This is a genomic window from Oceanobacillus sp. HCA-5259, from assembly GCF_037892815.1.
Taxonomy (GTDB): Bacteria; Bacillota; Bacilli; order Bacillales; family Amphibacillaceae; genus Oceanobacillus; species Oceanobacillus indicireducens.
On record NZ_JBBKBV010000006.1, the window covers coordinates 74,688 to 87,724 of the forward strand.

Sequence of the window (13,037 nt, forward strand, 5' to 3'; positions counted from 1 at the left end):
AGGAGTCAGATTTACCATTTATTTATTTAAATCTCGTAAAATAGTTTCAATCCGGTTTCCATACTCGTATGCTTCATCAAATTCAAAAAGAAGTTCAGGTGTCTTTCTCAGACGGATTCGTTTCCCGATTTCTGAACGGATAAATCCTTTAGCTTTCGTTAATCCAAGTAAAGTATCTTGTTTTTCTTTCTCTGAACCGAGTACAGAAATATAGATGGTAGCTTGCTGAAGATCTCCGGTGACTTCTACATCTGTAACTGTAACAAAGCCAATTCTAGGATCTTTCAGTTTCATCGTTAAAATTTCGCCTAATTCTTTTTTCATCTGTTCAGCAACCCGATTAGCACGTAATTCTGACATCATCTCACCTCATTCAGAAAATAATTAATTGCTTGAAGGAGGGTTAGCGTTCCTCAACCGTTGTAAGGGTCCGCTCCAATTCGGGATATTGATCAACAACCCGCAGCACTTGCTGAATTATTTTCTCTGCATGTACTGTACTTGCCGATACTGTCACAACGCCAAACTTTGTCCGTTGCCAGAGGTCTTGATATTCTAACTCGGCAACGGCAACATTAAAGTCTTTCGTCAATTTGGCAAATATCCTTTTTAATAAGGAACGTTTTGCTTTAAGCGAATTTCCTTCGTAAAAGAAGCACTCTATTTCAGCATAGAGGATCATGTGCGTTTAATTTCCTCCATAATAAATGCTTCGATAACGTCTCCTTCTTTAATATCATTAAAGTTCGAAATTGTAATTCCGCACTCATAGTTAGTCGCTACTTCACGTACATCATCTTTAAATCGTTTCAGTGCAGCGATCTCACCTTCGAACAGGACAACTCCATCACGGATTACTCTGACCCCAGAGTCTCTCGTAATCTTACCATCCGTAACATAGCTTCCAGCGATTGTTCCGATTCGGGAAACTTTAAATGTTTCACGAACTTCCGCTTGTCCAATAACTTTCTCTTCGAATTCAGGATCAAGCAAGCCCTTCATCGCTGCTTCGATTTCTTCAATTGCCTTATAGATGACACGATGCGTTCTTACATCGACTTTTTCTCTTTCTGCAGCGTTTTTCGCATTTACATCAGGTCTTACGTTGAAACCGATGACGATTGCATTTGAAGCAGATGCCAAAATAATATCAGACTCTGTTATCGCTCCTACTCCAGTGTGGATGATTTTTACCTTAACGCCTTCTACTTCAATTTTTTGTAGAGAAGAGGAAAGTGCTTCAGCTGAACCTTGAACATCCGCTTTAATAATAATATTTAAGTCTTTCATTTCACCTTGCTTAATTTGCTCGAATAAATCGTCAAGGCTTACTTTACTCTGTTGTCCCCGGTTTTCCACAATAAATTTCTGCTCTCGTGCCTCACCGACTTGTCTTGCTTTCTTCTCATCTTCAAATACGAGGAATTGATCCCCGGCTTGTGGTACACCGTTAAGACCGGTAATTTCCACTGGTGTAGACGGGCCAACTTGTTCAACCCGCTCCCGCATATCATTTACCATCGCGCGTACTCGACCATATGTGTTCCCGACAACGAGGGAATCACCTACATGGAGCGTTCCATTCTGGACGAGTAATGTCGCTACAGAACCTCTTCCTTTATCCAACTGCGCATCAATCACCGTACCGGATGCATTGGCATTCGGATTCGCTTTTAGTTCTTCAACTTCCGCGACGAGTAACACCATCTCAAGGAGATCATCAATACCCTCGTTTTTGATTGCTGAAATATTAACGAAAATCGTATCCCCGCCCCAGTCTTCAGGGATTAATTCGTATTCTGTTAACTCCTGCATAACGCGGTCAGGATTTGCTGATTCTTTATCCATTTTATTAACAGCAACAATAATTGGAACCTCAGCTGCTTTTGCATGGTTGATCGCTTCAACGGTCTGTGGCATTACACCGTCATCCGCAGCAACGACTAGAATTGCGATATCCGTAACTTGAGCGCCACGTGAACGCATGCTTGTGAAAGCAGCGTGGCCCGGTGTATCGAGGAAAGTGATCTTCTTCCCATTTGCTTCTACTTGATAAGCCCCGATATGCTGTGTGATCCCTCCAGCTTCTCCTGCTGTTACTTTTGTTTTTCGAATGGAGTCTAGTGTTGTTGTTTTCCCGTGGTCTACGTGTCCCATAATCGTCACAACAGCAGGTCGTTCCTGTAAGTTCTCTTCTTTCTCTTCTACGCGATATTTTTCAAAATCTGTGTCCTCTAGTACAATTTCCTTTTCTACTTCAACATTATACTCACCGCAGATTAATTCAATCGTATCATCATCAAGATCCTGGTTTTTCGTAGCCATCACACCTAAAAACATGAGTTTTTTAATGATCTCAGATTCTTTTTTGTGTAGCTTTGCTGCAAGTTCACTAACCGTTAGCGTATTATTATACGTAATCTTCTTCGGCGTTAAATCCGGTGCCGGTTGTGTCGGTTTGCTTCTTTGCTGGTCTCGTCTCTTTTGGTTTCGATTTTTATTACGGTGAGTCTTTTGCTGGCCTCTTTTTCCTGTCATTTGTTGACTCCCTTTGTTGTTATGTCTTTTATCAGAAGACTTCTGTTTCGTATCGTCTTTTTTCTGTTTTGGTTTCGACTGAGTGGTTGTCTTCTGTTTTTCTCTATCGTTAGTCGATGGATTAAACTTTTTATCAAGTGATTTCACGGTATTCTCCGAGATCGTAGACATGTGATTCGCCACTTCCACATTCATTTCTTTTAAATAGTTAATCACTTGTTTACTCGTTACTTGATTCTTTTTAGCATATTCATATACACGCATTTTAGTCATACGTTCACCCCCGAAATTAATTACCTTAGAAAACTTGGCATTCGCCAAGGCTTTACGGCGAATGCCTTAGTTGCACTTATGCAATTAAAATGGATTCATACTATCTTATCCGGCAAAGTACGAGCGGATCTTCTTAGCAAAACCTGCATCCAGTACTGCAATCGCAACTCTTTGGGATTTTCCTATCGCATTCGATAATGTTTCCCGGTCCTCTTCGGCAATAACATAAGGAACCCGGTAATACTTGCATTTATCGGTAATGCGTTTCTTCGTCTGGTCCCCTGTATCATGGGCCAGTATTACGAGCTTTGCCTTCTGGCTGCGAACATCTCGTAAAATAGCATCTTCCCCAACAGAACATTTTCCGGCCCGAAAGGCGAGACCAAGTAAATTCAAATAATTCTTCATGATTCACTTCTCACAAGTTCTCGTAATTCTTCATAGATTGCTGGTTCAACTTCAGCATTTAACGTTCGAGCAAGAACATTGGATTGTTCAGCTTTATCAATAACTTCCAATGTTCCGGTTACATATGCGCCCCTGCCGTTCTTTTTCCCTGTCGGGTCGACAAATACTTCTCCGGCTTTATTCCGTACAATACGGATCAGTTCTTTTTTTGGTCGCATTTCCCCTGTTACAACACATTTTCTTTCTGGTATTTTACGTTTTGTCGCCATTTTTTAATTCCTCCTATTCAAACAAATCGTTATCATTCATTGAATAAGATTCTTTTTCAGTTGTTTCACTATCATCTTCGAGATCATCCTCGAGCAGGCCTTCATTTTTAGCTTCAGTCTCACTCTTAATGTCGATTTTCCAGCCTGTCAGCTTGGCAGCAAGCCGAGCATTTTGCCCACGCTTACCAATTGCTAAAGATAGTTGATAATCAGGAACAATAACTGTTGTTGCTTTCTCTTCTTCGTTTACGAGCACATCAATGACCTTAGAAGGACTGAGTGCGTTCGATACGTAAACAACCGGGTCTTCTGCCCATTCGACGATATCGATTTTCTCACCCTTCAATTCATCAACTATCGCCTGGACACGCTGACCTCTTGGTCCGACACAAGCACCTACTGCATCAATCTCTTCGTTCTCCGCATAAACGGAAATTTTTGAACGGTCGCCAGCTTCCCGTGCTACTGATTTAATTTCAACGATACCATCATAAATTTCAGGTACTTCCATTTCAAATAATCGCTTCAACAAGCCTGGATGTGATCTTGAAATATAGATCTGTGGCCCTTTACTTGTATTCTCCACTTTCGTTACATATACTTTGAGACGATCATGGGTGTGATACTCTTCTGTCGGCATTTGCTCCGCTTCAGCAAGCTTTGCTTCAATCTTTCCTAAGTTTACATAAATAAAGCGGGCATCTTTACGCTGGATGATTCCAGTCATGACATCATCTTCTCGGTCGACATATTCGGAATAAATAACGCCCCGTTCTGCTTCCCTTACCCGCTGTGTTACTACCTGCTTTGCCGCCTGGGCAGCAATCCGACCGAAGTCTTTCGGTGTAACCTCTACTTCGATTACATCATCCACTTCATAATTCGGGTCGATTTCCTTTGCTTCCGCCAACGATATTTCCTGTTGGGTATCCTCTACTTCTTCTACAATCGCTTTTCTTGAAAATACTTTCATACTGCCTTTTTCTTCGTTAAGTTCAACTCGCACGTTCGTTGCAGATTGGAAATTCTTTTTATATGCTGATATTAATGCAGCTTCCAATGCTTCAATTAATATTTCTTTTTCAATGCCTTTTTCCTCTGCTAATAAATCAATCGCATCAAACAACTGACTGCTCACTTTTCATTATCCCCCTTTTTAGAACGTTACAGCTAATCTTGCTTTAGCTACCTTTTCATATGGAATCTCCACTTGTTTCTTCGTTGTTTTCACCTTGTATTCAATGGTTAGACAATCATTTTCAAAGCTGGTTAATACTCCTTCATATTCCTTTTCACCATCAATGGGTGCGTATAATGTAACATAAACATTTTTATTAATATTTGCTTCTATATCTGCTTTTGTTTTGAGCGGTCTTTCCGCACCAGGTGAAGATACTTCGAGAAAATAGGCATCTTTAATTGGATCAGTTTCGTCGAGCTTTTCACTCAGTTGCTCTGATACAAGTCCACATTCCGCGATATCGACACCACCCGGTTTATCAATATAAACGCGCAGGAACCAGTTCTTTCCTTCCTTCACATATTCAATATCAACCAGTTCTAAACCATTCTGTTCTAAAATCGGATTCACTAATTGTTCTGTTGTTTCAATAACCGAAGTCATCCGTCATCCTCCTTCTACTACCATTTATTCCTTATTATGCACAAGTTTAATCTTTTTCATTTTAAAGTAGTAAAGTGGCAATATAAAACCCTAGCCTGTCATGTAGGGGCTAGGGGCGAAGTAAGAGCATAAATTCTAAGAAGAAGGAGTGGGCTAGAAACCCACTCCTTAAAATCGTTCAATCGACACTTTCCGAAAATTATTATATCATAGCAGGAATATGTTTGCAAATAACTGGTATGTTAAAAGAGCGATAGTTGGTTCTTCTCTGCCATTCCCTCCAAGCAACCATGCTGGTCAAGATACTCAAGGACAGTCTTCGGTACTTTGCTTCGTTCATGGAAATCTTCTTTTGATAAAAATTCTCCATCTTTTCTTGCTTCCACAATATTTATGGCAGCGTTCGTACCTAAGCCGTCAACTGCATTAAATGGAGGGATTAGTGTATCTCCTTCCACAATGAATTCCGTCGCACTTGAACGGTATAAATCAACTTTTTGGAAAGAGAAACCACGCTCACACATCTCAAGCGCTACCTCAAGTACCGTTAGGAGAGATTTCTCCTTTGGTGAGGCATCATTTCCTTTTGCTGTGATTCCGTCAATTTTTTGTCTGATCGCAGATGAACCTTTAATCATGGAATCAAGGTCAAAGTCATTCGCACGGACAGTGAAATAAGCTGCATAGAAAAGGATTGGGTGATGGACTTTAAAGTATGCAATCCGAATTGCCATTAATACGTAAGCCGCTGCGTGGGCTTTAGGGAACATATACTTAATCTTTTTACATGATTCAATATACCAATCTGGCACATTATGTTTCTTCATTTCGCTAATCCATTCATCCTTCAATCCTCTTCCCTTACGAACAAATTCCATGATTGTAAAGGCAAGTGCTGGTTCGAGGCCTTTTTGCATCAGATAAACCATAATATCGTCCCGGCAACCAATTACATCGGCTAGTTCGCAAATTCCTTCATTGATTAAATCCTGAGCGTTCCCAAGCCATACATCCGTACCGTGGGACAAACCAGAAATTATCAATAGCTCTGCGAAGGTGCTTGGTTTTGTATCCTCAAGCATTTGTCGGACAAAACGAGTTCCAAATTCCGGTACTCCAAGTGTACCCGTTTTACAATTAATCTGTTCTGGAGTGACTCCAAGAGACTCTGTCCCGGAAAAGATTTTCATTACTTCCGCATCGTCGGTTGGAATATCTTGCGGATCGATTCCACTCAAGTCTTGCAGCATCCGAATCACAGTCGGATCATCATGACCAAGTATATCGAGCTTCAATAGATTTTCATCAATAGAATGGAAATCAAAATGGGTTGTCCGCCACTCACTCTTCCGGTCATCTGCTGGAAATTGAATCGGTGTAAAGTCAAAGATTTCTTTATCCTCTGGTACAACGATAATTCCGCCAGGGTGTTGCCCTGTCGTTCGTTTCACTCCAGTACAACCTTGCACGAGGCGATCGATTTCCGCTCGTTTGAATTTTAGATTCCGATCATTTGCGTATCCTTTAACGTAACCGTAAGCTGTTTTATCCGCTATCGTTCCTATCGTTCCTGCTCGGAAAACATAGTCATCCCCAAACAGCTCTTTCGTATAATTATGGGCCCTTGGTTGATAGGTTCCGGAGAAGTTCAAATCAATATCCGGTACTTTATCTCCTTTAAAGCCAAGGAACGTTTCAAACGGGATGTCTTGACCATCCTTCGTTAAATCTGTACCACATTCCGGGCAAGCTTTATCAGGTAAGTCGAAACCACTTGCAACCGAACCGTCCGTAATGAACTCACTATAATTACACTCCAGACAAACATAATGCGGAACAAGTGGGTTCACTTCCGTAATCTCTGTCATCGTTGCAACAAATGATGAACCGACAGAACCTCTGGATCCGACGAGATAACCATCATCTAAAGATTTCTTAACGAGTTTGTGGGAAATCAGGTAAATAACGGAGAAGCCGTTCCCGATAATACTATCCAACTCTTTTTCCAGGCGAGCTGTGACAATTTCGGGTAGTGGATCACCATAAATTTCTTTCGCTTTTGTATAACAAAGATCCCGCATTTCTTGTTCCGCACCTTCAATCGTCGGTGTAAATAAGCCATCTTTAATCGGTGAAATGGCCTCAAGTCCTTCTGCTAACTCTTGCGTATTTTTCACGACAATTTCATACGCTTTTTCTTCACCTAAAAACTTAAAGGCTTCAAGCATTTCTCCTGTCGTGCGCATTGGTGTATCTGGTAAAGTTTGACGATTTAACGGATTTCCGGCTTGAGAAGAAATCAATATTTGGCGGTATTGCTTATCATTCTCATTTAAATAATGCACATTCCCTGTTGCTACTACGGGTTTATTCAGTTTTCCCCCGAGTGCGACGAGTTTCTTAAGAATATCAAATATCTGAGCTTCATTTTGCACTAATTCCTTATCGATTAAATGGACATAGTTGGAAGGTGGCTGTATTTCAATGTAATCATAGAACTCCGCTACCTTCTCCGCTTCTTCTGCTGACGTCTGCATCATCTTTTCAAAGACTTCACCTTGATCGCAAGCTGTCCCGATAATTAATCCTTCGCGATTTTTCTCCAATACGGAACGCGGTATTCGGGGAACCCGGTAGAAATAATTAATATGGGCGTACGAAACTAACTTATACAAGTTTTTCAAGCCAACCTCATTCTGCGCTAAAATCGTACAATGGAAGGGACGGGAACGCTGATAGGCATCACTTTCACCCATATGATTATTCAGCTTCAGATGATTCGTAATATCTTGTTCCAATAACTGCTGCACAAATTTCCACGTTAAATAACCTGTTGCCTCCGCATCATAAATTGCGCGGTGATGCTGTGTTAATTCAATATCCATATGTTTACATAGTGTATTCAGCCGGTGGTTCTTCAATTGTGGCAGTAAAAACCTTGCAAGTTCTAGTGTATCGATAACGGGATTGGTAACTTTCCCGAGTCCAATCCTTTCAAAACCTTGATTAAGAAATCCTATATCAAAGGATGCATTATGGGCAACAAGGATATCGTTACCCATCCAATCGTTGAAATCTTTTAGCACTTGTCCTACTTCAGGCGCATCTTTAACCATGTCATCCGTAATTCCCGTTAGATTAATTGTTGTTTCCGATAGAGGATGATGCGGGTTGGCGAAAGATTCAAAGCGATCTACAACTTCTCCTTGGTGGATTCGGACGCCGGCAAGTTCAATTATCGTATCATATACTGCTGAAAGCCCTGTCGTCTCCACGTCGAAAACAACATAACTGGCATCAGAAAGCTCAATATCTGCTGAATTATAGGCGATCGGAACACCATCATCCACCACATTGGCTTCTACACCATAAAGAACTTTAATGTCATGTTTTTTACTCGCCGCATGTGCTTCGGGAAAGCCTTGTACTCCGGCATGGTCGGTTATTGCTACTGCTTTATGTCCCCATTTTGCCGCTTGAGCAACAAGTGCACCAGGTGAGACGACCGCATCCATCTGACTCATTGTAGTATGAGCATGCAGCTCAACTCGTTTTTCCTCATCAGGTGCTGTATCCATCCGCTCAGCTACTTCTACCTCTTGGATATCATTCGCCATCATAGCAAGCTCATTGGAATACATGTCCGTCTGGATGCTTCCACGGGCTTTAATCCACATACCTTTTTTAGCAGATTTGAACTTCTCTGCATCTTCGTCCCCGCGGGAAAACATCTTAATCTCTAAGGAATCGGTGTAATCCGTTGCTTTAATAATTAACAAACTACGTCCAGATCTTAGCTCTCTAATATCAGCAGAGAATACATAGCCCTGGATCGTAACTTTTCTCTCCTCTTCCTGGATGACTTCCATCGCAACTGGGTCATCTGGAATACGGTAACCTAGAAGGAGTGGTTTATTTTCATCTTCCACTTTGGTTTTATCACGCTTCGCCTTTTCTTTCACTGTATTCATGACAATTCGCTGATCCTCAAGCACTGTCTGTTCTTTGAAACGTTGAATCGCCTCAAGGTTATTGTTCACTGTCATCTCCAGCATGAATTGGGTGGCGCCAATCGCAGAAAAATAGTTTTGCATCGGTTCAAGTAATCTATTTTTGAGCGCTTGCGCTTCTGCTTCATTCCTGGCAGTTAACATAATCTTATTACCGTTAACTTGTGGTGTTTGCTGTTCTACTAATTCCTTATAAGCTGGTGATAGTGGTGGCACTTTTTGTAAGAAATCATTCCAATAACTAATTAAGTTATCTTCAGCTATGTCTGAGTTTACCGCTTCGATCGTCAGCTCCACACTTGCTATATCACGGAACGCTTCCCTTAATTTCATGCAAAAAACTTCATATACTTGATAAGGAAGGATAGAATCTACACATATGTAAAAATGCCAAACTCGTGTTTTCTTGTGAACAACTAATTTATTTAAATAACTATTTGAAAAGTGATTTGTCATATCCTGCGGTAATTCGATCTGTTCAAGCAAGATATTCATCTTCTGCTGTTTGGATAAATCCATTATTTCTCCTCCCTTTGGCTAATAATTGTTCATCCATTTTAAAACCCTTGCTTTTATTATAAAACAAGGGTTTCGTAATTTGAACTATTTAAGATTATGTTGCCTGTAAAATTGTAGTCATGTTCTATTCCAGCTCCACATCCCCTATACACCTATTGAGCAGGAAGGGTGCTATCGCTCCAGAAATATACTACGCTATCCGCGGGCTCCGCGCGGAGCCCGCGGATAGCGAGGGGTATCGGGACTGCGAACTTCCAGTAGAAAGTAATTTAATCCCATTACAGATAGTTATAGGAATAGTCGTTGGATGTCATTCCAAGTTACTACGATCATGAGTAGCATGAGTAATGCGAAGCCGACGAAGTGAAAAAGCCCTTCTTTTTCAGGTGGTACTGGTTTTCCTCGTAAGGCTTCGATCCCAACGAATAAGAGCCTGCCACCGTCAAGCGCTGGTAATGGAACCAGGTTGATAACACCTAGGTTTACACTGAGCATTGCTGTCCAGAGCAGGAAGTTCCAAAATCCGGTTTGGACAATCTGGTCTGTCGCATCGTAAATACCGACTGGTCCTGATAATAATTCAATCGATACTTGACCCGTTACTAGCATCATTAAATTAGTAAGAATAAGTTTTGTCGTCTCATACGTACGTTCAAATCCATAAGTCAGTGTTCCGAGAACTGACTTTTCATAGGCAGGATAGACACCGATTTGTCCCATATGAATCGGTTCTCCTTTTTCGTTAACAGATTCGACCTCATTAGGCGTTACCATTACTTGTTCTTCCTGACCATTACGTACAAAGGTCAATTGCAATTCACTAGCTGGGCTTTCTCTAACAATGGAAGTGAATTCCTCCCAAGTGGAAACCGGGGTATCGTTAATTCGGATCACTTCATCTCCCTCAACCATACCAGCTTCTGCTGCAGGAGAACCATCAACGATTTCTCCCATTTTCGCTTCGTTAACCGGAGTTCCCTGAGCGATACCTATAATAATGAAAATGACGATTGCCAATACAAAGTTCATCATCGGACCTGCGAATAATTGCATTGCCCGTTGTGCAGGTGTTTTCGAAGCGAATTGCCGATCATATGGAGCAATTTGCGTTTCTCTTTCATCCATAATGAAAAATGCTTTCTCATCGACATGGAATGTCAGCTTCGTATCTTCATCACCCAACTCATACCCTTCAATGATTAAATCATGATCAAGATCAACTCGTTCGACTTCGATTACCCGTGCATTCGGATGCTTGTCTTTGTTGTTGACAATAATCTTATTTACTTTGTTGTCTTCATTAAATTCAACACCGATATGATGTCCAGGTTTTAATTCAATTATTTCCGGGTCTTCACCTGCTACACGCACATATCCGCCTGCCGGAATGAGACGAATGGTGTACAATGTTTCATTCCTAGTAAAAGAGAAAACTTTTGGACCAAACCCGATTGCAAATTCTCTAGCTAGCATGCCAGCGCGTTTTGCAAATATCAAATGGCCCCATTCATGAATAAAAACAAGCAGGCCAAACATAAATATAAATGCGATGACTGTGGTCAAATGAAGCACCTCTTTCAATCTGAAATCTTTATTTACTTCCTCTAGCTATTTAGCTAAGTTTATCGTGTTTTCCTCGATTTGTACAACGGAACAATGCTATTTGTTGCCCTCTTAAATAAATTGGATCAAATGCAGGAATGGCAAAACAAAAAGTAAACTGTCAAAACGGTCGAGGATACCACCGTGGCCTGGTAGTAATTTACCAGAGTCTTTTACTCCATAATTCCGCTTGAAAGCAGATTCCACCAAATCCCCTACTTGTCCTACCATCGACGCAAAAATCGTTACAATAATAACGATTAACAACGAGTGTGGGAACGGATGTACAAGATGGAAAATTACCGCTACAATACATGCAGTGACGATTCCCCCGATAGCTCCTTCCACCGTCTTATTCGGACTAATATCCGGCCATAATTTCCGTTTTCCTAGTGCCCTCCCAACAAAATATGCTCCTGTATCCGTAGCCCAAATGATGAAGAAGGCAAATAGAATATTACTGAACCCACTCGTGCCAAGTCTTGTCTCAATCAGAAAATAAAATCCAATTCCAACATATAAGGCTGTAAGGATAACGAATCCTGCTTCATCAAATGTGAACTTATTCCTGACTAATACAGTATAAGCTAATAAAAATAAGATAATTACAGTTAACATATCTGTTATGGATAAAAATTCTATGGAAAAAAGAGTCGATTTATCCGGTAACAGTACAAGCCAGATTCCAATCGTTCCAATTAATCCTGGAATGGAAACGAGAGATATTTCCCTCATTCGCAACAATTCCATCAGGCCGATTGTCGCAAGCAAGTAGATGAACAAAATAAACGGCAAGTCGCCAATAATTACAAATGGAAGGAATACGATTAGTGCAAGAATTGCTGTTATAACCCGTTGCTTCATATAAATTTCATCACCTTAAATACCTCCGTAACGTCGTTTCCTTTTTTGATAATCTTGTATCGCTTTATTAAAAATATTCTCATCCATATCAGGCCAAAGAACATCCGTAAACCAAAATTCACTATACGCAAGCTGCCAGAGTAGGAAATTGCTAAGCCGCTTCTCACCACTTGTACGGATGAGCAAGTCGGGATCTGACAGACCATTTGTGTAAAGGTATTTCGAAAATTCTTCCTCTCCCAATGAATCAAGCGATACTTTATTCCCATCCACATCATTCATGATCTGTTTGATTGCACGCATAATTTCATATCTGCTACCATAATTCAAAGCAAAATTAAGAAGCAGTCCATCGTTTGCTTTTGTTTTGTTTATCGCGTATTGCACAGTTTTTTGAGTGTGTGCAGGAAGCGCATCAAAATTACCGATTGTTTCAATTCGAACATTGTTTGCCATTAATTCTGGAAGATAAATATGCAAAAATTCTTTAGGCAGCTTCATTAAAAAATCAATTTCCGATTTTGGACGATTCCAGTTCTCGGTAGAGAAAGCGTATAAAGTCAATACTTTCACATTGGCATCGTTAGCAGCCCGCACGACTTTCATTACTGCTTTTACGCCCTCTTTATGTCCGGCAATTCTAGGCAAGCGTCGGCTTTCTGCCCAGCGTCCATTCCCGTCCATAATAATTGCTACGTGATTCGGTATATTCTCTGATAAGTTGATGAGCTCGTCATCCTCTTGTTTATTTTTAATAAACGGTATTTTCATAGACATCTTAGGTCCTCCGAATTTCTGACTTCCTACTCCATCTGCAGAATTATTTCACTTTCATTTATATGTTTGAAGGATGCCCTTCATTACTCAACCTTTATACCCCTAAAACAGCTGCGAATTACTTTCATTCAGCGTAAATGTGTACAACTTACT

11 protein-coding genes are annotated in these 13,037 nt (G+C 40.7%); all 11 read right to left on the minus strand.

The window, feature by feature from the left end; genetic code table 11:
• Nucleotides 1-18: 18 nt before the first annotated feature.
• Nucleotides 19-360 carry a 30S ribosome-binding factor RbfA gene (gene rbfA / locus WKU33_RS05585; protein WP_156855414.1) on the minus strand — a complete coding sequence of 114 codons (342 nt, stop codon included), beginning with the start codon at nt 358-360 and terminating at the stop codon, nt 19-21.
• Between the two features lie 43 nt (nt 361-403).
• Nucleotides 404-682, minus strand: coding sequence for a DUF503 domain-containing protein (locus WKU33_RS05590; RefSeq protein WP_156855415.1), 279 nt, complete (start codon nt 680-682; stop codon nt 404-406).
• Nucleotides 679-2,811: a translation initiation factor IF-2 gene (gene infB / locus WKU33_RS05595; RefSeq protein WP_336251653.1), complete on the minus strand. Its 2,133-nt coding sequence runs from the start codon at nt 2,809-2,811 to the stop codon at nt 679-681. The genes WKU33_RS05590 and infB overlap by 4 nt, the downstream gene beginning before the upstream one ends.
• A gap of 105 nt (nt 2,812-2,916) precedes the next feature.
• The gene (locus WKU33_RS05600; RefSeq protein ID WP_370459716.1) at nt 2,917-3,219 is read right to left on the minus strand and encodes a L7Ae/L30e/S12e/Gadd45 family ribosomal protein; all 303 of its coding nucleotides are present in this window, start codon (nt 3,217-3,219) and stop codon (nt 2,917-2,919) included.
• The gene (gene rnpM / locus WKU33_RS05605) at nt 3,216-3,488 is read right to left on the minus strand and encodes an RNase P modulator RnpM (protein ID WP_156855418.1); all 273 of its coding nucleotides are present in this window, start codon (nt 3,486-3,488) and stop codon (nt 3,216-3,218) included. Before rnpM ends, WKU33_RS05600 begins: the two co-directional genes overlap by 4 nt.
• 13 nt (nt 3,489-3,501) lie before the next feature.
• Nucleotides 3,502-4,626 carry a transcription termination factor NusA gene (gene nusA, locus WKU33_RS05610; protein WP_340453606.1) on the minus strand — a complete coding sequence of 375 codons (1,125 nt, stop codon included), beginning with the start codon at nt 4,624-4,626 and terminating at the stop codon, nt 3,502-3,504.
• Between the two features lie 18 nt (nt 4,627-4,644).
• Entirely contained in the window at nt 4,645-5,112 is a 468-nt protein-coding gene (rimP, locus tag WKU33_RS05615; RefSeq protein WP_340453607.1) for a ribosome maturation factor RimP, read from the minus strand.
• A gap of 242 nt (nt 5,113-5,354) precedes the next feature.
• Nucleotides 5,355-9,641 (minus strand): PolC-type DNA polymerase III, encoded by a 4,287-nt coding sequence (locus WKU33_RS05620; RefSeq protein ID WP_340453609.1) that lies wholly within the window; start codon nt 9,639-9,641, stop codon nt 5,355-5,357.
• Between the two features lie 288 nt (nt 9,642-9,929).
• The gene (gene rseP, locus WKU33_RS05625; RefSeq protein ID WP_340453611.1) at nt 9,930-11,204 is read right to left on the minus strand and encodes an RIP metalloprotease RseP; all 1,275 of its coding nucleotides are present in this window, start codon (nt 11,202-11,204) and stop codon (nt 9,930-9,932) included.
• Between the two features lie 111 nt (nt 11,205-11,315).
• A complete protein-coding gene (locus WKU33_RS05630) occupies nt 11,316-12,107 on the minus strand; it encodes a phosphatidate cytidylyltransferase (RefSeq protein ID WP_156855423.1) in 792 nt (263 codons plus the stop codon).
• A 15-nt stretch (nt 12,108-12,122) separates the two neighbouring features.
• The gene (locus WKU33_RS05635) at nt 12,123-12,884 is read right to left on the minus strand and encodes an isoprenyl transferase (protein ID WP_336251651.1); all 762 of its coding nucleotides are present in this window, start codon (nt 12,882-12,884) and stop codon (nt 12,123-12,125) included.
• Nucleotides 12,885-13,037 lie beyond the last annotated feature (153 nt).

Bases quoted from the DNA above. Each gene is read 5' to 3' on its own strand.
- rbfA (WP_156855414.1), bottom strand. From the start codon at position 360: ATGTCAGAATTACGTGCTAATCGGGTTGCTGAACAGATGAAAAAAGAA.
- WKU33_RS05590 (WP_156855415.1), bottom strand. From the start codon at position 682: ATGATCCTCTATGCTGAAATAGAGTGCTTCTTTTACGAAGGAAATTCG.
- infB (WP_336251653.1), bottom strand. From the start codon at position 2,811: ATGACTAAAATGCGTGTATATGAATATGCTAAAAAGAATCAAGTAACG.
- WKU33_RS05600 (WP_370459716.1), bottom strand. From the start codon at position 3,219: ATGAAGAATTATTTGAATTTACTTGGTCTCGCCTTTCGGGCCGGAAAA.
- rnpM (WP_156855418.1), bottom strand. From the start codon at position 3,488: ATGGCGACAAAACGTAAAATACCAGAAAGAAAATGTGTTGTAACAGGG.
- rimP (WP_340453607.1), bottom strand. From the start codon at position 5,112: ATGACTTCGGTTATTGAAACAACAGAACAATTAGTGAATCCGATTTTA.
- WKU33_RS05620 (WP_340453609.1), bottom strand. From the start codon at position 9,641: ATGGATTTATCCAAACAGCAGAAGATGAATATCTTGCTTGAACAGATC.
- WKU33_RS05630 (WP_156855423.1), bottom strand. From the start codon at position 12,107: ATGAAGCAACGGGTTATAACAGCAATTCTTGCACTAATCGTATTCCTT.
- WKU33_RS05635 (WP_336251651.1), bottom strand. From the start codon at position 12,884: ATGTCTATGAAAATACCGTTTATTAAAAATAAACAAGAGGATGACGAG.